Source organism: Enterobacter sp. AN-K1 (assembly GCF_020971765.1).
GTDB classification, from domain to species: domain Bacteria; phylum Pseudomonadota; class Gammaproteobacteria; order Enterobacterales; family Enterobacteriaceae; genus Enterobacter; species Enterobacter hormaechei_C.
In genome coordinates this window covers 1858223-1884524 of record NZ_CP087390.1, presented here as the reverse complement: position 1 = coordinate 1884524, position 26302 = coordinate 1858223, and the positions used below count along the sequence as shown (strand labels likewise).

Sequence of the window (26302 nt, the reverse complement as noted above, 5' to 3'; positions counted from 1 at the left end):
TAGTCATGGTTAGATTAGAGAAGAACGATCCGTTAATGTTGGCGCGCCAGCTACCATTAAAAACAGTTGCCCTGATACTCGCGGGCGGGCGTGGTACCCGTCTGAAAGATTTGACCATCAAGCGCGCCAAACCGGCCGTTCACTTTGGTGGTAAGTTCCGTATTATCGATTTTGCACTTTCCAACTGCCTGAACTCAGGCATTCGCCGTATTGGCGTCATTACCCAGTATCAGTCGCACACGCTGGTGCAGCACATTCAGCGCGGCTGGTCATTCTTCAGCGAAGAGATGAACGAATTTGTCGATCTGCTCCCGGCGCAGCAGCGCGTTCACGGGGAGAACTGGTACCGCGGCACGGCGGATGCCGTGACCCAGAACCTCGACATCATTCGTCGCTACAGCGCGGAATACATCGTCATCCTCGCCGGGGACCACATCTACAAGCAAGATTACTCCCACATGCTGATCGACCACGTCGAAAAAGGGGCGCGCTGCACCGTGGCGTGTCTGCCAGTGCCTGTTGCGGAAGCAACCGCGTTTGGCGTGATGCATGTAGATGGCGATGACAAGATTATCGACTTTGTCGAAAAACCGGCGAACCCGCCAACCATGCCGGGCGACGACACCAAATCGCTCGCCAGCATGGGGATCTATGTCTTTGATGCCGATTATCTTTATGAACTGCTGGAAGAGGACGACAAAGACGAAAACTCCAGCCACGACTTCGGTAAAGACATCATCCCGAAAATCACCAAAGCTGGCATGGCGTATGCACATCCCTTCCCGCTGTCCTGCGTGCAGTCCGATCCGAATGCGGAGCCTTACTGGCGCGATGTGGGAACGCTGGAAGCGTACTGGAAAGCCAACCTCGATCTGGCGTCCGTCACGCCTGAGCTGGATATGTACGACCAGAACTGGCCGATTCGCACGCATATGGAATCGTTGCCGCCGGCGAAGTTCGTTCAGGATCGCTCCGGCAGCCACGGCATGACGCTCAACTCGCTGGTCTCTGGCGGTTGCATTATCTCCGGTTCGGTGGTGGTGCAGTCCGTGCTGTTCCCGCGCGTGCGTATAAACTCATTCTGTAATATCGATTCGGCAGTTCTGCTGCCGGATGTCTGGGTAGGACGCTCATGTCGTCTGCGTCGCTGCGTTATCGATCGTGCCTGCATCATTCCCGAAGGGATGGTGATTGGGGAAAACGCGGAAGAAGATGCGCGTCGTTTCTACCGTTCGGAAGAGGGGATCGTGTTAGTAACACGGGAAATGTTGCGGAAGCTGCAAATCAAACAGGAGCGATGATGCAGGTTTTACACGTATGTTCTGAGATGTTCCCGTTGTTAAAAACGGGCGGCCTGGCGGATGTTCTTGGTGCATTACCAGCGGCGCAAATCGCCGGAGGGGTGGATACCCGCGTGTTGTTGCCCGCTTTTCCGGATATCCGGCGCGGTATTCCCGATGCAAAGGTTGTTACCCGTCGCGAGACCTTCGCGGGACGTATCACCCTGCTGTTTGGACATTACAATGGCGTAGGGATTTACCTGATTGATGCCCCGCATTTATACGATCGACCCGGCAGCCCGTATCACGATACCAACCTGTACGCCTATACCGATAACGTGATGCGCTTTGCCCTGCTCGGCTGGGTGGGGGCGGAAATGGCTGTCGGACTGGATCCGTTCTGGCGTCCGAACGTGGTGCACGCGCATGACTGGCATGCGGGGCTGGCTCCTGCGTATCTGGTGGCGAAGGGGCACCCGGCCAAATCGGTGTTTACGGTGCACAACCTGGCGTATCAGGGCATGTATTACGCGCATCATATGAATGACATCGATCTGCCATGGTCGTTCTTTAACATGCACGGACTGGAGTTTAACGGACAGATTTCGTTCCTGAAGGCGGGTCTGTACTACGCCGACCACATCACGGCGGTCAGCCCAACCTACGCGCGGGAAATTACCCAGCCGGAGTTCGGTTACGGTATGGAAGGGCTGCTGCAACAGCGCCACCGTGAAGGTCGCCTGTCGGGCATTCTGAACGGCGTGGATGAACAGATCTGGAATCCGGAAACGGACCTCCTGCTGGCGGCGCGCTATGGTCGCGACTCCGTGGAGGACAAAGCGGAGAACAAGCGCCAGCTACAGATTGCGATGGGGCTGAAGGTCAACGACAAGGTGCCGCTGTTTGCGGTGGTCAGCCGCCTGACCAGCCAGAAAGGGCTGGATCTGGTGCTGGAAGCGCTGCCGGGATTACTGGAGCAGGGCGGCCAGCTGGCGCTGCTCGGCGCGGGCGACCCGGTATTGCAGGAAGGTTTCCTTGCGGCCGCGGCGGAACATCCGGGGCAGGTGGGCGTGCAGATTGGCTATCACGAAGCGTTCTCGCACCGCATCATGGGCGGCGCGGACGTGATTCTGGTGCCGAGCCGCTTCGAGCCCTGCGGCCTGACGCAGCTCTATGGTCTGAAATACGGCACGTTGCCGCTGGTACGCCGCACGGGCGGGCTGGCGGATACGGTGTCTGACAGCTCCCTCGAAAACCTGGCGGACGGTATCGCCAGCGGGTTTGTTTTCGAGGACAGTAATGCCTGGTCGCTGCTTCGGGCGATCCGGCGTGCTTTCGTCTTGTGGTCCCGTCCATCCCTGTGGCGTTACGTACAACGTCAGGCGATGTCCATGGACTTTGGCTGGCACGTTGCGGCGCAGTCCTACCGCGACCTTTATCAACGCTTGATGTAACGAGGCGAAGTTACTGATATGAATGCTCCATTTAGCTACTCTTCCCCCACGCTCAGCGTTGAGGCGTTGAAACACTCCATCGCCTATAAGCTGATGTTTACCATTGGGAAAGATCCCGTTATTGCCAACAAACATGAGTGGCTGAACGCCACGCTGTTTGCGGTGCGTGACCGTATGGTCGAACGCTGGCTGCGCTCCAACCGCGCCCAGCTTTCGCAGGAGACGCGACAGGTGTATTACCTGTCGATGGAGTTTCTGATTGGTCGCACCCTCTCCAATGCGCTGTTATCGCTCGGGATTTATGACGACGTCAAAAACGCACTGGAAGAGATGGGGCTGGATTTAGAAGAGCTGATTGACGAAGAGAACGACCCGGGGCTGGGTAACGGTGGTCTCGGGCGTCTTGCCGCCTGTTTCCTCGATTCACTGGCGACGCTGGCGCTGCCGGGGCGCGGCTACGGTATTCGCTACGACTACGGTATGTTCAAGCAGAACATCGTGGATGGTCGTCAGAAAGAGTCTCCAGACTACTGGCTGGAGTACGGTAACCCGTGGGAGTTCAAGCGCCACAACACGCGCTACAAGGTGCGTTTTGGCGGGCGTATTCAGCAGGAAGGGAAAAAATCCCGCTGGGTGGAAACCGAGGAGATCCTCGCCGTGGCCTATGACCAGATCATCCCCGGCTACGACACCGATGCGACCAATACCCTGCGCCTGTGGAACGCGCAGGCCAGTAGCGAGATCAACCTGGGTAAATTCAACCAGGGTGACTACTTCGCGGCGGTGGAAGATAAAAACCACTCCGAGAATGTGTCACGCGTCCTGTATCCGGATGACTCGACCTACTCAGGCCGCGAGCTGCGCCTGCGTCAGGAGTATTTCCTCGTCTCGGCAACGATTCAGGATATCCTTAGCCGTCACTATCAGCTGCACAAAACCTATGCGAATCTGGCGGAAAAAACCGCCATTCACCTCAACGATACCCATCCGGTGCTGTCGATCCCTGAGCTGATGCGCCTGCTGATTGACGAGCATAAGTTCAGCTGGGATGACGCGTTTGAAGTAACCTGCCAGGTGTTCTCGTACACCAACCATACGCTGATGAGTGAAGCGCTGGAGACGTGGCCGGTGGATATGCTCGGCAAAATTCTGCCGCGCCATCTGCAAATCATCTTCGAGATCAACGACTACTTCCTCAAGACCTTGCAGGAGCAGTACCCGAACGATACCGGTCTGCTGAGCCGCGCCTCGATCATTGATGAATCCAACGGGCGTCGCGTACGCATGGCCTGGCTGGCGGTGGTGATCAGCCACAAGGTGAACGGCGTGTCAGAGCTGCACTCGAACCTGATGGTGCAGTCCCTGTTTGCGGACTTTGCGAAGATCTTCCCGACGCGTTTCTGCAACGTGACCAACGGCGTCACCCCGCGCCGCTGGCTGGCGCTGGCGAACCAGCCGCTCTCCGATGTTCTGGATGAGAACATTGGCCGCACCTGGCGCACGGATTTGAGCCAGCTGAGCGAGCTGGAGCAGCACATTGATTTCCCGACGGTGAATAAAGCGGTACGGGAAGCCAAGCTGCTGAACAAGAAGCGTCTGGCGGTCTGGCTGGCGATGCATCTGAACGTGGTGGCGAACCCGAAAGCGCTGTTCGACGTGCAAATCAAACGTATCCACGAGTACAAGCGTCAGCTGATGAATGTCCTGCACGTTATTACCCACTACAACCGCATTAAGGCTGACCCGACGGCGGAGTGGGTGCCGCGCGTGAAAATCTTTGCCGGTAAGGCGGCGTCCGCGTACTACATGGCGAAGCACATCATTCATCTCATCAACGATGTGGCGAAGGTGGTGAACCACGATCCGGACATTGGCGATAAGCTGAAGGTCGTGTTTATCCCGAACTACAGCGTGAGCCTGGCGCAGCTGATTATTCCGGCGGCGGATCTCTCTGAGCAGATTTCCACGGCGGGGACGGAAGCATCCGGCACCAGCAACATGAAGTTTGCCCTGAACGGCGCGCTGACTATCGGCACGCTGGACGGCGCAAATGTCGAAATGCTGGAGCATGTGGGCGCGGAGAATATCTTTATTTTCGGGAATACGGCGGAAGAGGTGGAGGCGCTGCGCAAGCAGGGCTACTCGCCGCGTGAGTATTATGAAGAGGATGAAGAGTTACGCCAGGTGCTGACGCAAATCGCCACCGGCGTGTTTAACCCTGAGGAGCCTGGACGCTATCGCGATCTGGTGGATTCGCTGATTAACTTTGGCGATCACTATCAGGTGCTGGCGGATTACCGCAGCTATGTGGATTGTCAGGATAAGGTGGACGAACTGTACCGTCAGCAGGAGAAGTGGACCAGCGCCGCGATGCATAACATCGCCAACATGGGATACTTCTCGTCAGACAGAACCATCAAAGAGTACGCCGAGAATATCTGGCATATTGATCCGGTGCGGTTGTAAAACAAAGCCGGGTGGCGGCTCCGCCTTACCCGGCCTACTCGATCCTGTAGGCCCGGTAAGCGCAGCGCCACCGGGCATTTTTTGTCACCCTCAGGACGCCAGTGACAATTCACGCTTTCCCGCATGCTGTTGCAACCATTGCGCCACGCGAGACTGCTGTTCGGCATTCAGCCACATCCCTTCTTTAGTACGACGCCAGATGGCATCGTCCAGTCGGCGCACCCATTCGTGTTCCACCAGGTAGCGCAGTTCCGCTTCGTACAGCTCATGGCCAAAATGCTCGCCCAGATCGGCAATCTCTTTCGCCTCGCCGAGGAACAGTTCGGTGTTGCTGCCGTAGGTACGGGCATAGTGGCGCGCCATTCCTTCGGTAATGAACGGGAAGCGGCGACGCAGCTTCGCGGCGTAATCGTCGCGGTTATCGCCGATATCGCCGCCAGGCAGCACGGCGCCTTTCGTCCACGCCGGGCCGATGCCTTTGTAATACGGCGCCAGTTTCTCCAGCGCGTGCTCCGCCAGTTTACGGTAGGTGGTGAGCTTACCGCCAAATACCGACAGCAGGGGCGCCTGACCGTCCACGTCATGAATATCAAGCGTATAGTCACGGGTGATGGCCTGCGGTGAGTCAGACTCGTCATCACACAGCGGACGCACGCCGGAGTAGGTCCAGACCACGTCATCGCGCGCCAGCTGTTTCTTAAAGTGCGCGTTGTACACTTTCAACAGGTAGCTGACTTCACTCTCGTCGATCTCAACGTTTTTCGGATCGCCTTTGTACTCCACGTCGGTGGTGCCGATGATGGAGAACTCGTCCATCCACGGGATCACAAACACAATGCGCTTGTCTTCATTTTGCAGGATATAAGCCTGTTTCTGGGTATGCACGCGCGGCACCACAATGTGGCTGCCCTTGATCAGGCGGATGCCGTACGGAGAAGGCAGGTGCATACCGTCATCGAAGAACTGTTTTACCCACGGGCCGGTGGCGTTCACCAGGCCGCGCGCTTTCCAGCTAAACTTCTCACCGGTATCCACGTCTTCCGCTTCCACAATCCACAGGCCGTTTTCGCGGCGTGCGGCGGTCGCGCGGGTACGGGTTTTCACCTCGCCGCCTTTCTTCTCGACCATCTGCGCGTTAGCCAGCACCAGACGCGCATCGTCCACCCAGCAGTCGGAATATTCGAAACCGCGCACGATTTCAGGTTTAAGAACCGACTCTGAGCCAAAACGCAAACCTGTCGAACCCGGCAGGCTGGTGCGTTTACCCAGATGATCGTACATAAAAAGACCAATGCGGATCATCCACGCCGGACGCAGATGCGGGCGATGAGGCAGACGGAAACGCATCGGGATCGCCAGATGCGGAGCCATTTTCAGCAGTACTTCGCGTTCAGCCAGCGCTTCGCTGACCAGGCGGAATTCGTAGTGTTCCAGGTAGCGCAGGCCACCGTGGATCAGCTTGGAGCTGGCGGACGACGTCGCGCAGGCGAGATCGTTAGCTTCCAGCATCAGCACGGATAAACCGCGTCCTGCGGCATCAACCGCAATACCGGCACCGTTGATGCCACCGCCTATCACAATCAGATCTTTGGTTTCCATAACACCCTCATGCACTTTCGTTAAAGCTCAAAAATGTTCGATATCGCTCATAATAGCAAAGGAACGCGCTTTTGGTAACATCAAAAAAACAATTTAGAGTGATATGGATAACATAATGGCGTTTACCCGCCGCCAGGACGTACACTACGGGGTAAAATAGTGCGGTCTGATGCCCTCACCCCAGCCCTCTCCCACGGGGAGAGGGTGATCCGTTACTCTCTCCCTCCGGGAGAGGGTAGGGTGAGGGGAAAACCGCACCACACCTGAATATAAGATGAGAACACCATGGATCAGTTTGAATGTATTAACGTAGAAGAAGCCCATCAGAAGATGCACCAGGGACAAGCGGTGCTGGTGGATATCCGCGATCCGCAGAGCTTTGCGATGGGCCACACGCCGGGCGCGTTCCATCTCACCAACGACACGCTGGGCGCGTTTATGCGCGATAACGACTTCGATACCCCGGTGATGGTGATGTGCTATCACGGCAACAGTAGTAAAGGCGCGGCGCAGTATCTGCTCCAGCAGGGTTACGACGCGGTATACAGCGTCGATGGCGGCTTCGATGCCTGGCATCGTCATTTCCCGGCAGAAGTTGAATACGCGTTTGAGCGCTGATCCCGCTATACTGTCCCCTTTTGTGTGGAAATAAGCGACCGCTGCCCATGTTGATGATCACCTCTTTTAGCAACCCGCGCGTCGCCCAGGCGTTTGTCGACTATATGGCGACGCAGGGCATTATCCTGACTATTCAGCAGCATACACAGACGGATGTCTGGCTGGCAGACGAAAGCCAGGCCGGCCGCGTGAATGACGAGCTGGCGCGTTTTCTGGAAAACCCGGGCGACCCGCGTTATCTGGCGGCAAGCTGGCAATCCGGCCAGACCGGCAGTGGCCTGCACTATCAACGTTTTCCGTTTCTCGCCACCCTCCGCGAGCGCGCAGGGCCGTTTACGCTGCTTTTGATGGCAGCCTGCATCATCGTCTTCATTATTATGAGCGTGGTGGGCGACCAGAGCGTGATGATTGCCCTCGCATGGCCGTACGATCCCTCCCTGCAATTTGACGTCTGGCGCTACTTCACGCATGCGCTGATGCACTTCTCGGTGATGCATATCCTCTTTAACCTGCTGTGGTGGTGGTATCTCGGCGGGGCGGTGGAGAAGCGGCTCGGCAGCGGCAAGCTGATTGTGATCACCCTTATCAGCGCCCTGTTAAGCGGCTACGTGCAGCATAAATTCAGCGGTCCATGGTTTGGCGGGTTATCCGGCGTGGTGTACGCCCTGATGGGTTACGCCTGGCTCAGAGGCGAGCGCGACCCGGATAGCGGCATCTATTTACAACGTGGATTAATAACCTTTGCGTTAATATGGCTTATTGCCGGATGGTTTGATCTGTTTGGTATGTCTATCGCCAATGGTGCGCACGTTACCGGCCTGGCGGTTGGGCTGGCGATGGCGCTGGCCGATACGCTCCATGCGCGAAAACGAACATAATTCCCAGGGATATTTCATGAAACAAACACAACGTCATGACGCCATTATCGAACTGGTAAAAAAACAGGGATACGTCAGTACTGAAGAGCTGGTGGAGCAGTTTGCCGTCAGCCCGCAAACCATCCGTCGTGACCTCAACGACCTGGCCGATCAGAACCGTATTCTGCGTCACCACGGCGGCGCCGCGCTGCCGTCCAGCTCGGTGAACACCTCATGGCATGACCGTAAGGCGACGCAAACGGCAGAGAAAGAGCGTATCGCCCGTAAAGTGGCGAGCCAGATCCCGAACGGCGCGACGCTGTTTATTGATATCGGCACCACGCCGGAAGCGGTCGCCCATGCGCTGCTGAACCACGAGAACCTGCGCGTGGTGACCAACAACCTGAACGTGGCCAACACGTTGATGCAGAAAGACGATTTCCGCATCATCCTCGCGGGCGGCGAACTGCGCAGCCGCGACGGGGGCATTATCGGCGAAGCGACGCTCGATTTTATCTCTCAGTTCCGCCTCGACTTCGGCATTCTGGGGATCAGCGGCATCGACAGCGACGGCTCGCTGCTGGAGTTTGATTACCACGAGGTGCGCACCAAGCGCGCGATCATTGAAAACTCACGTCACGTGATGCTGGTGGTGGACCACTCCAAATTTGGCCGTAACGCGATGGTCAACATGGGCAGCATCAGCATGGTGGATGCGGTTTATACTGATGTGATGCCACCGGCGGGCGTGATGCAGGTAATTAAGGATAACAATTTGCAGCTGGAATTGTGCTAGCGGTTGTGTCGGGTGGCGCTGCGCTTACCCGACCTACAAAATTTTCTCCCTCTCCCTGTGGGAGAGGGCCGGGGTGAGGGCATCAGACCGCAGAGGATCTACACTCCATATCCCATCATCTTCAACAGCTGCTGCGCATGCTGCACCGCATCCTGTCGGTGCGCTACGCCCAGCTTCTGATACAGATTGCGAATGTGCGTTTTGATGGTGGTCGCCGCCACCGCCAGCTCACCGGCAATCTGCTCGTTGCTGTAGCCGGAATAGATCAGCCCCAGCACCTGCCATTCACGCTGGGTGAGCGGGCTGGTGCGGATAAGCTCCGGCACTTCCGGATGGTTCAGCAGACGTTCAACAAAGTTCTCATCGAAGTGCGCAAACTTGTGGCGATGGTGCTGGTTAATCTCGCGCAGAATGCGCTGGGCGCGATGCTGATCCAGTTCTGGCAGCGTGTTGAGCTGAATCAGCTGGCGCAGCTGCTGGGCCATCACTTCACCCTCAATCACAAAGTGGCTGATAAACCCGGTGCGGTTCGCCAGCTGCAACGCTTCCAGCAGTACGCGCTGGGCATCATTTTTACGTCCCGCCTGCCAGTAAAGCTGGTTTAACAGCAGCAGGTTGCGGTTTAAATCGCTCATCAGGCGCAGGCTGCGGGCGTTTTCGTTTAACTCTTCCAGCACGATCTCCGCAGGCTCAAAGTCACCCAGCAGGATCTGCACGCGGGCGATGTTGCGCCACTGGCTTTGCAGGAAGTGGTTATTGGCAAATTCCGGTTTAGGCGTATGACGCAGCCAGTTGGCGGCGGACTTTTTATCGCCGGTCATCTGCCAGTAAATCACCCGGACCTTATCGGCGTTGGATACCCAGTCGCTATGGTACTGCCCGTTGCCGAGCAGGTTTTCCAGGCGGTTAAGATGGTTGCGGGCATTATCCAGGTCGCCGCGCGCCAGCGAGCACTGCACCAGCAGAGCCAGACACTGGAGCTGCTGCTGCGGCTGGAAGCTCGAAAGGACATTCAGACCCTGGCGGGCGCAGCTTTCCGCTTCATCCAGACGCGACCATGCCCACAGCAGCTGAGCGCGAATACGCAACAGGAACTCGTGCATCGGCAGCTGTTCCAGATGCTGTTCACGGATCAGCTGGAACGCTTTCTCCTGGTTTTCCCAGGCGGCTTGCAGGAACCCCTGAGCAAATAAAATCTCGCTTTGCTGGATCAGACTCCACAGGGCGTAATGCCAGACATCGTGTCGGCGCGCCATCTGTTCGGTTTGCTGCATGAGTGAAAGCGAACGCGTGAGATCGCCCTTACAGTGCAGCACTTCGCCGTGTACCGAGGTGGCGACAATACGGCTGTAAAAATTCGCCAGCGGCAGCTCATCCAGCGCGACCATCGCCAGCCGTTCGGCTTCATCAGGGTCACCGTCGTTAATCGCCACCTGCGCACGCAGGGCGTTAAATTCGCCATGCAGGGTGGTATCCATCTCGCTTTCCATCTCCTGCTCGGCGCGCGCCAGCAGGGTGTTCACTTCGCTGTAGCGATGCTGGCTCTGCATCAGCCAGGCCTGGAGCAGCACCAGACGCGGGTTCTCCAGCAGGCTTTCCCACGGCAGCGCTTTTAACGACTCTTCCAGCAGCGTCAGTTCGCTGTGGTTGAACAGTCCCCACGCGTGGTTGAGCAGAATATCGCGCAGCATACCGGCATCCCCGGCGGCCAGTGCATGGTGGATAGCCTCGCTCGGGAAACCTTGCGCCATCCAGCTTTCGGCGGCGGCGCGGTGAATGTCAGGCAGCTCTGCGGCCAGTTCCCACTGGCAACGCTGGCGCAGGAAGCTGCCAAACAGCGGATGGTAGCTAAACCATTCGCCGTGATCGTCCATGCGCGTCAGGAACAGACCCTGACGTTCAATCTCTTCGAGCTGAAGCTGCCCGTTTTCAATGCCGGTGACACGCACGATCAGCGCATCGTTCATGGAACGCAGCAGGGAGCTTTTCAGCAGGAAATGGCGGGTGGAGAGGTCAACGCTGTCGAGTACCTCATCCACCAGATAATCCGACAGGTGGCTGGCGTTGATGCCCGCCAGGCGGCGTGCGGACTGATGCGTCGGGCTGTTGTTTTGCCGCGCGGAGAGGGCAATCAGCTGAAGCGCCGTGGCCCAGCCGGCAACGTCATCGCACAGGCGGCTGCTTTCCGACGCCTCAATCGGAGACGTCAGGCGGCAGTCAAAGAACTGCTTCGCTTCCTGATGGGTAAAGGCCAGCTGCTGACTGCCGATTTCCAGTAGCTGATCGCGCACGCGCAGGTTGGCAATGCCCAACTGCGGAAGGTTACGCGACAGGACAACCAGCGTCAGGTTTTCCGGCTGATGGCGCAGGAAGAAACGCATGGATTCGTGAATAACCGGGTTGGTGATCAGATGATAATCATCAATCACCACATACAGCGGGCGATGCCATTCGGCCAGCTCGATAAACAGCTGGGAGAAAAGAGAGGACAGGCTGGCGTACTGGCGCTTTTGCACCATCACCTCGCTGGTGACGCAGTGTCCGTTGGTTGCCTGCTGAATCGCGGCAATTAAATAGCTGGCAAAGCGCTCCTGCTGGTTATCACCTTCATCCAGGGAGTACCAGCCAAGATCGCTTTTACCTGCCGCCCATTGCGAAATGAGCGTTGTTTTTCCATAACCCGCAGGACTCGTAACCAGCGCCAGTCGGAAATTATGCGCACCGGAAAGTTTAGCCAGCAGGCGCTCGCGGACCACAGTATGGTCAAGACGAACCGGGCGACTTAATTTGGACGGAATCAACATAGTTTTCACTTCACTGTGGGGAACGAGAGAATTTATTTTTTTTGCGCTTCGTAATTAATATCTATAAGTTCGGCCAATAGAGGAACTATTGCAAGTTATGTCTGGGTTTGGAGGCTCTGAATTTGCACTCTGTCACAAAACATTCTCATCCCTGATGGAACTTTCCGTAATTGGCTGGATGCCGCGCTGCTTCTGGCTTGCCTGCATAAGGCGCGGTTGCGCTGAAACTGGTTTCAGAAAGAGATAATGACGCTGAAGTTAATTAACTTCAGGGAAAGTTGCATCGGCTTAATAGTGGTGCTGAATAATGCCGACGCGCGGAAATATTATTCTGCGTAAGTAATCATTTCAGCGATGATAACTTTCCTCCGAAACTGCATTTCATTTCTTTGACGCTCTTCCGGGATCGCTTTTTCCGCGAAGCGCACACTTACACAGTGGCCTCGATCACACTTTTATGCTCATCCCCGCTACTCCTCCCTGCCTAATCCCCGACAGGAGGAGGAAGAGGCGCAATGAGCCAGGCACACTAGCGCCAAATGTGTTTTCTCTCTACAGGATGCCGATTCCCTATGTCACAGCCTACTTTCAACAAAGCTCAATTTCAGGCTGCCCTGACGCGTCAGTGGCAGCGTTTTGGCCTTCATGCTGCAAACGAGATGACGCCTCACCAGTGGTGGCAGGCGGTGAGCGGGGCGCTCGCAGAGCAGCTGGACGCTCAGCCTGTGGCGAAGCCTGTGAAAGGCCAGCGTCACGTCAACTACATTTCGATGGAGTTCCTGATTGGTCGTCTGACGGGCAACAATCTGCTGAACCTTGGCTGGTATCAGGAGGTCGGTGACGTGCTGAAAGAACACGACATCAACCTGACCGATCTGCTGGAAGAAGAGATTGACCCGGCGCTGGGCAACGGCGGCCTGGGACGTCTGGCAGCCTGCTTCCTGGATTCCATGGCAACCGTGGGTCAGTCGGCAATTGGCTATGGCCTGAACTATCAGTATGGCCTGTTCCGTCAGTCATTTGCCGACGGCCATCAGATGGAAGCGCCGGACGACTGGCACCGCAATACCTATCCGTGGTTCCGCCACAACGCGCAGCTGGATGTGCAGGTCGGGATTGGCGGGAAAGTCACGAAGCAGGGGCTCTGGGAACCGGCGTTCACCATCACTGGCGAAGCCTGGGATCTGCCGGTACTCGGCTACCGTAACGGCGTGGCGCAGCCGCTGCGTCTGTGGCAGGCGAAGCACGCGCATCCGTTTAACCTGACCAAATTCAACGACGGTGATTTCCTGCGCGCCGAGCAGCAGGGGATCGACGCCGAGAAGCTGACCAAAGTCCTCTACCCGAACGACAACCATCTGGCGGGTAAAAAACTGCGTCTGATGCAGCAGTACTTCCAGTGCGCCTGCTCCGTGGCGGACATTCTGCGTCGCCATCACCTGGCGGGCCGCAAGCTGGCTCAACTGCCTGACTTCGAAGTCATTCAGCTTAACGACACGCACCCGACCATTGCCATCCCGGAACTGCTGCGCGTGCTGATCGACGAGCATCAGCTGAGCTGGGACGACGCCTGGGCCATCACCAGCCGCACCTTCGCCTACACCAACCACACCCTGATGCCGGAAGCGCTCGAGTGCTGGGATGAGAAGCTGGTGAAAACGCTGCTGCCGCGCCATATGCAGATCATCAACAAGATTAACGACCAGTTCAAAACGCTGGTGGAGAAAACCTGGCCGGGCGACAAAGCCGTCTGGGCGAAGCTGGCCGTGGTACACGACAAACAGGTGCGCATGGCGAACATGTGCGTGGTCAGCGGCTTTGCGGTGAACGGCGTTGCCGCGCTGCACTCGGATCTGGTGGTGAAAGATCTCTTCCCGGAATACCACCAGCTGTGGCCGACCAAATTCCATAACGTGACCAACGGCATCACGCCGCGTCGCTGGATTAAGCAGTGCAACCCGCTGCTGGCCGGCCTGCTGGACAAGACCCTGAAGAAAGAGTGGGCCAACGACCTGGACCAGCTCATCAATCTGGAAAAACAGGCCGACAACGCGAAGTTCCGCGAGCAGTACCGCGCCATTAAGCTGGAGAACAAGGTTCGTCTGGCCGAGTTTGTGAAAATGCGCACCGGAATTGAGATCAACCCGAATGCGATTTTCGATATCCAGATCAAACGACTGCACGAGTACAAACGTCAGCACCTGAACCTGCTGCACATTCTGGCGCTGTACAAAGAGATCCGCGAGAACCCGCAGGCCGACCGCGTCCCGCGCGTGTTCCTGTTCGGTGCGAAAGCGGCGCCGGGCTACTACCTGGCGAAAAACATTATCCTTGCCATTAATAAAGTGGCGGCGGCGATCAACAGCGATCCGAAAGTGGGCGACAAGCTGAAGGTGGTGTTCCTGCCGGACTACTGCGTTTCTGCGGCTGAAATGCTGATCCCGGCGGCGGATATTTCCGAGCAGATCTCTACCGCCGGTAAAGAAGCGTCCGGTACCGGCAACATGAAGCTGGCCCTGAACGGCGCGCTGACCGTCGGCACGCTGGACGGTGCGAACGTCGAAATCGCCGAGAAGGTCGGCGAAGAGAACATCTTTATCTTCGGCCATACTGTTGAAGAAGTGAAAGCCATCAAAGCCAAAGGGTACGACCCGGTGAAATGGCGTAAAAAAGATAAAGTGCTGGATGCGGTGCTTAAAGAGCTGGAAAGCGGGAAGTACAGCGACGGCGACAAGCACGCGTTTGACCAGATGCTGCACAGCATGGACAAAAAGGGCGGCGACCCGTACCTGGTGATGGCTGACTTCTCGGCTTACGTTGAAGCGCAGAAGCAGGTCGACGTGTTGTATCGCGACCAGGATGCCTGGACCCGCGCGTGTATCCTGAACACCGCGCGCTGCGGTATGTTCAGCTCTGACCGCTCAATCCGTGATTATCAGGCTCGTATCTGGCAGGCAAAACGCTAAGGAAGCGCGATGGAGAGTAAACGTCTGGACAGTGCCGCGCAGGCGGCGGGAATTAGCCTCAGTTACATCAATGCGCACGGCAAACCGCAGTCTATTGGTGCGGACACCAAAAGACGTTTGCTGGATGCCATGCACAAAACCGACGCGAAAGCGTCGGGTGCGCCGGTGCCGAACGTCAAGGTCTTTACCGCGGGCAAAAAGATGCCGCTGGCGGTGGAAGGGCGCGGCGAGTTCAGCTGGCTGCTCACCACCGAAGAGGGGCATCAGCACAAAGGCCATGCCACCGGCGGCAAAACCCTCAACCTTCCGGCGAAGCTGCCGGAGGGCTACCACACGCTTACGCTGACCCGGGACGACCAGCGTTTTCACTGTCGGGTGATTGTGGCGCCAAAGCGCTGCTATGAGCCGCAGGCGCTGCGTGAAGGCAAAAAGCTGTGGGGCGCCTGCGTGCAGCTCTATACCCTGCGTTCGGACAGCAACTGGGGCATTGGTGATTTTGGCGACCTGAAAAAGATGCTGGCATCTGTTGGTGAGCGCGGCGGCGCGTTCATCGGCCTCAACCCGATCCACGCCCTCTATCCGGCGAATCCGGAAAGCGCCAGCCCGTACAGCCCGTCTTCCCGTCGCTGGCTGAACGTGATTTACATCGACGTTAACGCGTTAGACGATTTCAAAAACAGCAAAGAGGCGCAGGCGTGGTGGAAGCTTGAAACCACGCAACAGCTGCTGAAACAAGCCCGCGATGCGGACTGGGTGGATTATGCCTCCGTGACCGCGCTGAAAATGGCGGCTCTGCGTCTGGCCTGGAAGGGCTTTGCGAAGCGTGACGACGAGCAGATGGCAGCCTTCCGCCAGTTTGTGATGCAGGAAGGCGAGAGCCTTTACTGGCAGGCAGCGTTTGATGCGCTGCATGCGTATCAGGTTCAGGAGGACGAGATGCGCTGGGGCTGGCCGGTGTGGCCGGAAGCCTATCAGTCCGTTGATACCCCGGAAGTGAAGGCATTCTGTGAGACGCATGCCGACGAGGTGGATTTCTATCTCTGGTTGCAGTGGCTGGCGTACAGCCAGTTTGCCGCCTGCTGGCAGGTGAGCCAGGGCTATAACATGCCGATCGGGTTGTATCGCGATCTGGCCGTCGGCGTGGCGGAAGGCGGGGCGGAAACCTGGTGTGACCGTGAACTTTACTGCCTGAAAGCTTCTGTGGGGGCGCCGCCGGATATTCTGGGCCCGCTTGGTCAGAACTGGGGCTTACCGCCGATGGATCCGCACGTGATGGCGGCGCGTGCCTACGAGCCGTTTATCGACCTGCTGCGCGCTAACATGAAGAACTGCGGTGCGTTGCGTATCGACCACGTGATGTCCGTGCTGCGCCTGTGGTGGATCCCGTACGGTGAAACGGCTGACCACGGGGCGTACGTGCAGTATCCGGTGGACGATCTGCTCTCAATCCTCGCGCTGGAGAGTAAACGTCATCAGTGCATGGTGATTGGCGAAGATCTCGGTACCGTGCCGGTGGAAATTGTCAGCAAGCTCCGCGACAGCGGGGTTTACTCCTACAAAGTGCTCTATTTTGAAAACGACCATGAGAAAACCTTCCGCGCGCCGAAAGCGTACCCTGAACAGTCAATGGCAGTCGCGACGACGCATGATCTTCCTACGCTCAGAGGCTACTGGGAAAGCGGCGACCTGACGCTCGGCAAAACGCTGGGTCTCTACCCGGATGAAGAGGTTCTGCGTGGGCTGTATCAGGATCGCGAGCTGGCGAAGCAGGGGCTGCTGGATGCGCTGCATAAGCATGGCTGTCTGCCGAAGCGCGCCGGGCATAAGGCGTCGCTGATGTCGATGACGCCAACGCTTAATCGTGGCTTACAGCGCTATATTGCCGACAGCAACAGCGCGTTGCTCGGTCTGCAACCGGAAGACTGGATTGATATGGCGGAGCCGGTAAACATCCCCGGCACCAGCTATCAGTACAAAAACTGGCGCCGCAAGCTGTCCACAACGCTTGAAGCGATGTTCGCCGATGACGGGGTGAACAGGTTGATTAAGGATTTGGATAAACGGCGAAAAGCAGCCGCGAAGAAGTGATAAAAAACCCGCCAGTGGCGGGTTTTTTATTGCCCGGTGGCGCTAACGCTTACCGGGCCTACGTGCATTAAGTAGGTCGGGTAAGGCATAGCCGCCACCCGACTTAATACATCAAACCACCATATTCAACAGCAGCACCCCGACCAGACCGCACACCGAAATGATGGTTTCCAGCGCGGACCAGGACTTGATGGTTTCACCGATGGTCAGGTTGAAGTACTCCTTGAACAGCCAGAAGCCCGGATCGTTCACGTGGGAGAAAATCACGCTACCGGAACCAACCGCGATAACCATCAGCTCAGGGCTTACGCCCGTGGTCGCAATCAGCGGCGCAACGATACCGCCCGCGGTAATCGCCGCAACGGTCGCAGAGCCCAGCGCGATACGCAACACCGCGGCGATAGACCATGCCATCAGCAGCGGGGAGACGTTGGTTTCATGCATCATGGCCGCGATGTATTTATCCACGCCGCTGTCGACCAGCACCTGCTTGAACGCGCCGCCACCGCCGATGATCAGCAGCATCATGGCAATGATTTTGATGGAAGAGGTCAGCGTGTCGTTGATCTGATCCATGGAACGACCACGGTTAAGACCGAAGGTGAACATGGCGATCAGGACCGCAATCAGCGTCGCCATCACCGGGTCGCCCAGGAACTCCGCAACGGACAGGAACGCGTGACCTTTCGGCAGAACCATCTCTGCTATGGCACGCATCGCCATCAGGATCACCGGTACCAGTGAGGTCCAGACGCTTACGCCAAAGCCTGGCATCTCTTCTTCAGTAAAGGTTTTGGCGCTGTACAGCCCTTCCGGGATAGGCTTATCAATGCCTTTCAGGAAGCGCGCATACACCGGGCCTGCCAGAATCACCGTCGGGATCGCCAGAATCGTACCAAACAGCAGGGTTTTACCCATATCGGCATGGAAGATGGTGGCGATAGCCGTTGGGCCCGGATGCGGCGGCAGGAAACCGTGGGTGACGGACAGCGCCGCAGCCATCGGCACACCCACGAACAGCAGCGGGATGTTGGCGGCAGCGGCGATGGTGAACACCAGCGGCAGCATCAGCACGAAGCCCACTTCATAGAACAGCGCGAAACCGACGGTAAAACCGGTTAACACCACCGCCCATTGAATGTTCTTCTTACCAAATTTGTCGATCAGCGTGGTGGCAATACGCTGTGCGCCACCGCAGTCCGCGAGCATTTTACCGAGCATGGCGCCGAAGCCCATGATCAGCGCCAGGCTGCCGAGCGTACCGCCGACACCGGCTTTAATGGAGCTGATAACTTTAACCAGCGGCATTCCCTGCATCAGACCGACTGCAAGTGCCACCAGAACCAGAGCGATAAATCCGTTCATTTTGAAGCGGATCATCAAGAGCAGTAATAACACAACACCGATAGCGACGATGACTAATGGCATGATTGACCTGGCCTTTGAATTGTTATGGGTAACGTCATTGTTTCAACGACAAATTCCGGTTGTCCCAACTGGGAACAGAGTGTTAACGGCACTCATACTGATGCCTGCGAAAACGTTAAGTTTAGTCGGCTGTTATAAGGGTGTTGAGTGCCCACGAGAATGATACGGGTAACATGATGTGATTGAGAATCACCCAGGCAGGTAAAATTTAAATTATGAGACGCAGGTCAACATACAGAGGGGGAGGCAAGAAAAAGTAGGCCCGGTAAGCGCAGCGCCACCGGGCAATACAGACGGGTACTGAATCAGTAGTAAGAGTGCTCGCCGCGCTGGTGCTCGGTCAGATCGCGCACGCCTTTCAGTTCCGGGAATTCGTTCAGCAGCTGCTTCTCGATCCCTTCTTTCAGGGTTACATCAACCATGGAGCAGCCGTTACAGCCGCCGCCGAATTGCAGGATCGCCAGACCATCTTCGGTGATTTCCATCAGGGAAACACGTCCCCCGTGGCCGGCCAGCTGCGGGTTGATCTGCGATTGCAGCAGATATTCCACACGCTCCATCAGCGGGGCATCGTCAGAGACTTTACGCATCTTCGCGTTTGGCGCCTTCAGCGTCAGCTGAGAACCCAGCTGGTCAGTGACGAAATCAATCTCCGCATCTTCAAGATACGGCGCGCTCAGCTCATCAACGTACGCGGTGAGCTGTTCAAATTTAAGGGCAGTGTCAGTTGCTTCCACAGCATCCGGAGGACAATAAGAGACACCACATTCTGCATTCGGAGTGCCTGGATTGATCACAAACACGCGGATCTGCGTCCCTTCTTCCTGATTTGCCAGCAGTTTGGCAAAGTGCGCTTGTGCAGAATCGGAAATACGGATCATAGCTTTGGCCTAATAGTTGACTAAATTACCTGGGTATAATCATACGCCCATTGAAGAAGGGCTACAAGGTACGGCACAGACACCATACCTGAACTGACGCGGCGCCGCTTTGCAAAAGCAGTCGGGAAAGTTCAGCCACGGTACTGCCCGTGGTGACGACATCATCCACAATCGCGATATGGAGGCCGTTGACCGGCAATTCAAGGCGAAAGGCGTTTTTCAGGTTCCTTTTGCGCGACCGGGCGTTGAGCCGGTGCTGAACGGCAGTGGCATGAGTACGTTTCAGCGCAGAGGCTGGGTACCGGCAACCCAGCCAGTGGGCGAGCGGACGGCACAGCAGGTCGCTCTGATTGTATCCCCGCCGCCAGTGCCGACGCTGAAACAGTGGCACGTTCACAAGCGTGTCGACCGGCGGCAGCCCGCGCGTTCTTCGCGCCTGTAATACCGCCAGTAACAACAGGCGTGCCAGGGGCTGCGCCAGTGCAGTCTGGCTGGAAAACTTAAACTGATGAACCAGACGACTCAGCGGCAAAACGTAATCATCCACCGCCACCAGCGCGCTCCACGGCGGCGCTTTTTTCAGGCAACGGCCGCAGGGGAGCGTCTGGCTTACGGCAGGCAAGCCGCATTGCGGACAGCCCTTCAGGTAACCCAGCGCTCGCGTGCAAACGGAACAGACGCCCCACGCGCTCATCGCAAGTGGCATTCGGCATAGCCAGCACAAGCCGGGCACTGTTAGCATACGCAACCTCCATGTGAAAAAAGAGAACGTTAACTGATGAAGACGCTGTGGTGGCAGACCGTTGGGACGGGAAATTGTCATCTTGTGCTGCTGCACGGATGGGGGCTGAACGCCGAAGTGTGGCGTTGCATAAGTGAGGAACTGGCCTCGCAATTCACGGTACACCTGGTGGATCTACCGGGCTATGGACGTAGCCACGGCTACGGCGCGATGACGCTTGACGACATGGCGGAGCAGGTTCTGGAAGCGGCGCCGCAAAAAGCCGTCTGGCTCGGCTGGAGCCTGGGCGGGCTGGTGGCAAGCCAGATTGCGCTGCACCATCCTGCACGGGTCCAGGCGCTGATCACCGTTGCCTCATCACCCTGTTTCAGCGCCCGCGAGGCGTGGCCGGGCATCAAACCTGAGGTGCTGGCCGGGTTCCAGCATCAGCTGAGCGAAGACTTCCAGCGGACGGTGGAGCGTTTCCTGGCATTACAGACGATGGGAACAGAAACCGCCCGTCAGGATGCGCGGACGCTGAAGCAGACGGTGCTTTCTCTGCCGATGCCGGAGGTTGAGGTGCTGAACGGAGGGCTGGAGATCCTGAAAACGGTCGATCTGCGCGAGCCGCTGGCGTCGTTAACGGTGCCGCATCTGCGTATTTATGGCTATCTGGATGGACTGGTTCCGCGCAAGGTGGTTCCGCTGCTGGATGCGCTGTGGCCGGAGAGTAAATCAATGGTGGTTGCCAAAGCGGCACATGCGCCGTTCATCTCTCATCCTGCTGAGTTTTGTTCGGCGCTGTCCGGTTTTATCAGCGAAGCGTCCACCACTCCCTGAGACAGGCTTTACCTTCAGGACAACTCTTACAACTGCCGGACAGACAACCGTCCGGCTCTTCCTGAATGCGCACGGCTTTCCCCATGGCCTCCAGCCTTTCCAGCATGGCATCGATCATCGGCTGCGGCGTATGCAGGCTGAGGCTGAGCTGCTTCGCCTCCATTCGTCCCTGTAACGCCAGTAAGTCACGAACCTGAATCAACGATGCCATCTTTCTTCCCCTCAGTGACAGTCGCCCGCAGGGCTGCTACAGCAGGTCGTCGGGGTTTTGCGCGTTGCCAGCAGGTTAACGTCAACGCGGCTACGCGCCCGGCGCAGCAGGCCAATCACCATCACGTTAAACAGGATCACCGCGAGGATACAGACCAGGCTGTAGCGCGGATGCTGGCTGTAATTGACGGCCTGATAAAACACGGTCGCCAGTGAGTAGGCAATGTTCAGCCCCCACAGAATGGAGAAGCCCATCCAGCCGCGGCTGGACTCACGGGCAATGGCGCCCATGACCGAGATGCACGGAATATAGAGCAGGACGAAGATCAGGTAGCTGTAGGCCGCCGACGCGCTGCCAAATTTCTGGCCCATCACGCCCATTGCTCCGGTCGCCATTTCGCCGTCGCCTTTGCTGGCTTCAATCGGGTTCGCCAGTACGCTCAGGCTGAAGGTGTCTTTCAGGCTCTGCCAGGTTTCTTCCACCGCGCCAAGCAGTTCATCGCCGAGGTTGAACGCTGCCGGATTAAACTCCTCTTCCTGGATGTTTTCCGCGGTGTAAAGCGTGTTCAGGGTGCCGACAACCACCTCTTTTGCCATCGCGCCGGTGAACAGGCCCACGGTTGCCTGCCAGTTGTCTTCCTGAACGCCAATCGGTTTGAAGACCGGCGTAATGATCCGGCTGACGGAGGCCAGGGCAGAGTCATTAATGTTGTCCGCGGCCTGGCCGCTCAGAGTGAAGCTGTTCAGGGCGCTCAGGAAAATGCTGACCACCACAATCACCTTACCGGCGCGCAGAACGAAGCCCTTCAGGCGCTGCCATGTCTGAATAATCAGGCTTTTCAGATGCGGAACGTGATAAACCGGCAGTTCCATCACGAACGGCGACGCTTCGCCACGCATGATGGTGTGCTTCAGCATCAGGCCGGTGAGAATAGCCATCACGATACCCAGCACATACAGGGAGAAGACGGCCAGCGCTCCTTCCTGACCAAAGAACGCCGCGGCAAAGACCGCGAAGATCGCCAGCCGCGCGCCGCAGGACATGAACGGCGCCATCATGATGGTCATCAGGCGTTCGCGCGGGGCATCCAGCGTACGCGCGCCCATGACTGACGGCACGTTACAGCCAAAGCCGACAATCAGCGGCACGAAGGATTTGCCCGGCAGCCCCAGCGCCTGCATCAGGCGGTCCATCACGAAGGCGGCGCGCGCCATGTAACCGGAATCCTCAAGGAAGGAGAGGAACAGGTACATCATGCCGATCTGCGGCACCAGCGGCAGGACGGTATTGATCCCGCCGCCGATCCCCTGCGCAAGGAAGATGGTCAACCATTCCGGAAAGTGGAGGGTGTAGCCCAGCCACTGAATACCGTGCACGAAGATAGCGACAGAGCCGCCATCAAAGATAGGTTGTAATGCACCGCCGATGTTAATGGCGAGCAGGAACATCACATACATCACCAGTAAAAAGATCGGTAAACCGAGGAAGCGGTTGAGCACAATTTTATCCACGGCGGCGGTGAAGCGGCTGGGTTCAGCGGTTAATGCATTGCTGACCACGTCACAGATAGCGGCGATGGCCTGATAGCGCGCATCCGCAATGTGCAGGGCCGGGTCATCCAGCTCGTCGCTAAGGCGAGCCTGTGCGACGTCCAGCTTATCCGCCGCATCGCCTGCGTAGGCGCGGCTGTAGATATCGCCTTCCAGCATTTGCAGGCCAAGCCACAGACGTTGTCTGGCGGGCATGCTGTTATCCATCTCCTGCGCCAGCTGCCCGGCTTCGCGCAGCAGCGGCTGGGCGTAGTGCACCAGTTCGACGTCGGCATTGCCCGTGTGGCGGTCAATCGCCAGCTTCAGGGCGTCAATGCCGCGAGCGCGGGTGGAAACCAGCGGAACCACCGGGCAGCCCAGACGGGCGGAGAGGGCATCGACGTCGATGCGCAGCTTTTGCTTCTCCGCGATGTCGAGCATGTTAAGCGCCACGATGCAGGGAATACCCAGCTCCAGCAGCTGTAACGTGAGATACAGATTTCGTTCGAGGTTAGAGGCATCCACCACGTTGATAAGCAGATCCGCGTCGCCGCTCAGAATATAGTGGCAGGCAATTTGCTCATCGAGGGAGGTCTGGGATGAAATCGTGGTGAGGGAATAGGTCCCCGGTAAATCAACCAGCGTGACCTGATTATCTGTCGTGGTGAACTGGCCTTCTTTGCGTTCCACCGTCACGCCTGCCCAATTTCCCACACGCTGGCGTGCGCCGGTTAACTGATTAAATAAGGTTGTCTTGCCGGAATTAGGATTGCCAATTAAGCCAATAGTTAATTTTTTCATTGTAATAGACTCACTGAAACCGCTGGCTTGTTAACGGGATAAAGATTCAACTTCAATTAATGCGAGATCTTTTTTACGCAGAACCAGATTAACGCGTCGGGTTTCGATATGAACTGGATCGCCCAACGGCGCAACGCGCACAACCTGGAATGATGAGCCGGGTAGCATGCCCAGTGACAGGAGCTTCTGCCGATAGGCCGGGCTTATCTCACGGGTAAAACCGATAATTTTCCACGCACTGTCTGGAGTGAATTGCATAGCGCCTGATTCCACGAGAGGTTAAATAATCTACACTGCGATGATAATGAGAATAGTTTTTATCAGCAATAATAAAAATGTGACGGGATGTTGTTAATCGTATTAATTTGCGGTCTGCTTGACCTTGCTCAATATTTTCGAAATTGAGGTGAAAATAAAAAGAGGGCTATTTGTTAATGAGGTGATAATTCGTGGTTTAAATATGGATACAACATATTTATTTTTATTCCCTGCGGCCTGCTTGCCGGGCGGCACTGCGTTTGCCCGGCCTACAAAACCGTAGGCCCGGTAAGCGTCGCGCCACCGGGCATTTACAGCATTAGCGTTTCTTACCCATCGCCGCTGCCAGCGCATCCATCATCGCGCTGTTGCCCGCCGGCTGTGCGTCACGTCCGCGTGGCTTCGCGGCTTTCGCTGCCGGACGCTGCTGTTCACGGCCACCGCCATTACCGCCACGGCGCGCGTTAGTGTCGCCCGGCTGCTCGTCCAGACGCATGGTCAGGGCAATACGCTTGCGCTGGAGATCCACTTCGAGCACTTTCACCTTCACGATGTCGCCCGCTTTGACCACGGTGTGCGGATCTTCAACGAACTTGTCGGCGAGGGAAGAGATATGCACCAGACCATCCTGATGCACGCCGATATCCACAAACGCGCCAAAGTTGGTGACGTTGGTTACCGCCCCCTCCAGCACCATGCCCGGCAGCAGGTCGTTCATGGTTTCTACGCCCTCAGCAAAGGTCGCGGTTTTAAACTCAGGGCGCGGATCGCGGCCCGGTTTTTCCAGCTCTTTGATGATGTCGGTGACCGTCGGCACGCCGAACTGTTCGTCGGTGAAATCCACCGCTTTCAGGTTACGCAGCGCGCTGCTGTCGCCCATCAGGTCTTTCAGCGCCTGCCGGGTGGCGGCCAGGATACGCTCGACAACTGGATAGGCTTCCGGGTGAACGGTAGAGGCATCCAGCGGGTTATCGCCGTGGTTGATGCGCAGGAAGCCCGCGCACTGCTCAAATGCTTTTGGCCCCAGACGGCTCACCTTCAGCAGCTGCTGGCGGTTCTGGAACTGACCGTTTTCATCACGCCAGGCGACGATATTCTGCGCCATCATACGGGTCAGGCCCGCCACGCGGGTCAGCAGGGGCACGGAAGCGGTGTTCAGGTCCACGCCGACGGCGTTAACACAGTCTTCCACTACCGCATCCAGCTTACGCGCCAGCTGCGTCTGGCTCACGTCGTGCTGATACTGGCCCACGCCGATGGATTTCGGGTCAATCTTCACCAGCTCCGCCAGCGGATCCTGCAAACGACGGGCGATAGAGACCGCGCCGCGCAGGGAAACGTCCAGATCCGGGAACTCCTGCGCTGCCAGTTCCGAGGCGGAATAGACAGATGCCCCCGCTTCACTGACGATCACTTTCTGCGCCGTCACTTTCGGGAACTGCTTCTGCACGTCGAGATAGAAACGTTCAGTTTCTCGGGACGCCGTACCGTTACCGATGGCAACCAGCTCAACGTTGTACTTCTCGCACAGCGCGGCGACGACGACAGCCGCTTTCGCTGCCTGACCGGTGTGCGGGTAAATGGTGTCGGTGGCAACCAGCTTGCCGGTGCCGTCAACCACGGCCACCTTCACGCCGGTACGCAGACCCGGATCGAGACCCATGGTGGCGCGCAGGCCAGCTGGCGCCGCCATCAGCAGGTCGTGCAGGTTACGGGCGAAGACGTTGATCGCTTCGTCTTCGGCGCGCTCGCGCACGGTGCCCATCAGCTCGGTTTCGAGGTGCATCAGCACCTTGATGCGCCAGGTCCAGCTCACCACGCCTTTGCGCCAGCTGTCCGCCGGGGCGTTGTTCAGGCGCAGGCCCAGATGGTCGATAATGATCTGCTCGCAGTGGCTCTCTTTTGGCGGCTCGTCAAACTGTGGATCGGCATTCAGGGAGAGTTGCAGCACGCCTTCGTTACGGCCGCGGAACATCGCCAGCGCGCGGTGAGACGGCGCGGTAGAAATGGGTTCGTGGTGATCGAAGTAGTCGCGGAATTTCGCGCCTTCTTCCTCTTTGCCGGACACCACGGTGGAGACGATATGCGCGTTCTTCCACAGGTAATCACGCACTTTGGCCAGCAGCGCCGCGTCTTCGGCGAAGCGCTCCATCAGAATATAGCGCGCGCCGTCCAGCGCGGCTTTGGTGTCCGCTACGCCTTTATCGGCGTCGATAAATTTGGCGGCTTCGGTTTCCGGATCGTGGGACGGTTCGTTCCACAGCAGATCGGCCAGTGGCTCAAGGCCGGCTTCGATCGCAATCTGCCCGCGCGTGCGGCGCTTCGGTTTGTACGGCAGATAGAGGTCTTCGAGCTCGGTTTTACTCAGGGTACCGTTAATGGCTTTTTCCAGGTCACTGGTCAGCTTGCCCTGCTCGCCGATAGATTTGAGGATCGCCTGACGTCGGTCTTCCAGCTCGCGCAGATAGCCCAGACGGGTCTCCAGGTTTCGCAGCTGCGTGTCATCCAGACCGCCGGTGACTTCCTTACGATAACGTGCAATAAACGGCACGGTGTTCCCTTCATCAAGCAGGCGAACGGCAGCTTCTACCTGTTCGGCTCTGGCCTGAAGTTCACCCGCAATAATGCGGCAGAGCGACTCTTTCATCATGGTCAGTTCATCTTGTGGATCGAAAATCAGGGGGATAGTTATACGGGCTGACACC

General features: G+C 57.4%; 18 protein-coding genes. 9 read left to right on the top strand and 9 right to left on the bottom strand.

What is annotated here, in order from left to right:
- The first annotated feature begins 5 nt into the window (after nt 1–5).
- The 3 genes from glgC to glgP are packed head-to-tail and all read left to right on the top strand — an operon-like array spanning nt 6 to nt 5200.
- Entirely contained in the window at nt 6–1301 is a 1296-nt protein-coding gene (gene glgC, locus LOC22_RS09120; RefSeq protein ID WP_017384139.1) for a glucose-1-phosphate adenylyltransferase, read from the top strand.
- Nucleotides 1301–2734 carry a glycogen synthase GlgA gene (gene glgA, locus LOC22_RS09115; RefSeq protein WP_063624175.1) on the top strand — a complete coding sequence of 478 codons (1434 nt, stop codon included), beginning with the start codon at nt 1301–1303 and terminating at the stop codon, nt 2732–2734. The genes glgC and glgA overlap by 1 nt, the downstream gene beginning before the upstream one ends.
- Nucleotides 2735–2752: 18 nt before the next feature.
- Nucleotides 2753–5200, top strand: coding sequence for a glycogen phosphorylase (gene glgP / locus LOC22_RS09110; RefSeq protein WP_032103634.1), 2448 nt, complete (start codon nt 2753–2755; stop codon nt 5198–5200).
- A 90-nt stretch (nt 5201–5290) separates the two neighbouring features.
- On the opposite strand, the gene glpD is transcribed toward glgP, so the two are convergent.
- On the bottom strand, nt 5291–6799 hold the full coding sequence (glpD, locus tag LOC22_RS09105) for a glycerol-3-phosphate dehydrogenase (RefSeq protein WP_015571453.1): 1509 nt from the start codon (nt 6797–6799) through the stop codon (nt 5291–5293).
- A 285-nt stretch (nt 6800–7084) separates the two neighbouring features.
- On the opposite strand from glpD, the gene glpE reads away from it, so the two are divergent.
- Genes glpE through LOC22_RS09090 form a run of 3 tightly spaced genes read left to right on the top strand, consistent with a single transcriptional unit; the run spans nt 7085 to nt 9070 of the window.
- A complete protein-coding gene (gene glpE / locus LOC22_RS09100; protein ID WP_015571452.1) occupies nt 7085–7417 on the top strand; it encodes a thiosulfate sulfurtransferase GlpE in 333 nt (110 codons plus the stop codon).
- 47 nt (nt 7418–7464) lie between these two features.
- Nucleotides 7465–8295: a rhomboid family intramembrane serine protease GlpG gene (gene glpG / locus LOC22_RS09095; RefSeq protein ID WP_015571451.1), complete on the top strand. Its 831-nt coding sequence runs from the start codon at nt 7465–7467 to the stop codon at nt 8293–8295.
- A 16-nt stretch (nt 8296–8311) separates the two neighbouring features.
- Complete coding sequence (locus LOC22_RS09090) at nt 8312–9070, top strand: DeoR/GlpR family transcriptional regulator (protein ID WP_017384141.1); 759 nt, start codon at nt 8312–8314, stop codon at nt 9068–9070.
- Between the two features lie 98 nt (nt 9071–9168).
- Here LOC22_RS09090 and malT read toward each other — a convergent pair whose 3' ends face one another.
- Complete coding sequence (gene malT, locus LOC22_RS09085) at nt 9169–11874, bottom strand: HTH-type transcriptional regulator MalT (RefSeq protein ID WP_003861595.1); 2706 nt, start codon at nt 11872–11874, stop codon at nt 9169–9171.
- Between the two features lie 572 nt (nt 11875–12446).
- Between malT and malP the strand changes: the two genes are divergently transcribed.
- Together malP and malQ are read left to right on the top strand one after the other, a co-directional pair.
- Nucleotides 12447–14840: a maltodextrin phosphorylase gene (gene malP, locus LOC22_RS09080; protein WP_230239493.1), complete on the top strand. Its 2394-nt coding sequence runs from the start codon at nt 12447–12449 to the stop codon at nt 14838–14840.
- Between the two features lie 9 nt (nt 14841–14849).
- Nucleotides 14850–16928 (top strand): 4-alpha-glucanotransferase, encoded by a 2079-nt coding sequence (gene malQ / locus LOC22_RS09075; protein WP_017384144.1) that lies wholly within the window; start codon nt 14850–14852, stop codon nt 16926–16928.
- A 111-nt stretch (nt 16929–17039) separates the two neighbouring features.
- On the opposite strand, the gene gntT is transcribed toward malQ, so the two are convergent.
- From gntT to gntX, 3 genes are all read right to left on the bottom strand, one after another.
- Nucleotides 17040–18356 carry a gluconate transporter gene (gntT, locus tag LOC22_RS09070; RefSeq protein ID WP_017384145.1) on the bottom strand — a complete coding sequence of 439 codons (1317 nt, stop codon included), beginning with the start codon at nt 18354–18356 and terminating at the stop codon, nt 17040–17042.
- Between the two features lie 305 nt (nt 18357–18661).
- Nucleotides 18662–19237, bottom strand: a complete 576-nt coding sequence (nfuA, locus tag LOC22_RS09065) for a Fe-S biogenesis protein NfuA (RefSeq protein WP_003861601.1) — start codon at nt 19235–19237, stop codon at nt 18662–18664.
- A gap of 61 nt (nt 19238–19298) precedes the next feature.
- Nucleotides 19299–19979 (bottom strand): DNA utilization protein GntX, encoded by a 681-nt coding sequence (gene gntX / locus LOC22_RS09060; protein ID WP_017384146.1) that lies wholly within the window; start codon nt 19977–19979, stop codon nt 19299–19301.
- Nucleotides 19980–20015: 36 nt separating this feature from the next.
- Between gntX and bioH the strand changes: the two genes are divergently transcribed.
- Entirely contained in the window at nt 20016–20798 is a 783-nt protein-coding gene (gene bioH / locus LOC22_RS09055) for a pimeloyl-ACP methyl ester esterase BioH (RefSeq protein ID WP_230239492.1), read from the top strand.
- Here bioH and feoC read toward each other — a convergent pair.
- The 4 genes from feoC to LOC22_RS09035 all read right to left on the bottom strand — a co-directional run bounded on the left by feoC (nt 20773) and on the right by LOC22_RS09035 (nt 26247).
- Nucleotides 20773–21009: a [Fe-S]-dependent transcriptional repressor FeoC gene (gene feoC, locus LOC22_RS09050; protein ID WP_017384148.1), complete on the bottom strand. Its 237-nt coding sequence runs from the start codon at nt 21007–21009 to the stop codon at nt 20773–20775. The two genes, bioH and feoC, sit on opposite strands and share 26 nt — an antisense overlap.
- A gap of 11 nt (nt 21010–21020) precedes the next feature.
- The gene (gene feoB, locus LOC22_RS09045) at nt 21021–23339 is read right to left on the bottom strand and encodes a Fe(2+) transporter permease subunit FeoB (protein ID WP_015571442.1); all 2319 of its coding nucleotides are present in this window, start codon (nt 23337–23339) and stop codon (nt 21021–21023) included.
- A 30-nt stretch (nt 23340–23369) separates the two neighbouring features.
- Nucleotides 23370–23597: a ferrous iron transporter A gene (gene feoA / locus LOC22_RS09040; RefSeq protein ID WP_003861611.1), complete on the bottom strand. Its 228-nt coding sequence runs from the start codon at nt 23595–23597 to the stop codon at nt 23370–23372.
- 319 nt (nt 23598–23916) lie between these two features.
- Nucleotides 23917–26247, bottom strand: a complete 2331-nt coding sequence (locus LOC22_RS09035) for a Tex family protein (protein ID WP_015571440.1) — start codon at nt 26245–26247, stop codon at nt 23917–23919.
- Between the last annotated feature and the right edge of the window lie 55 nt (nt 26248–26302).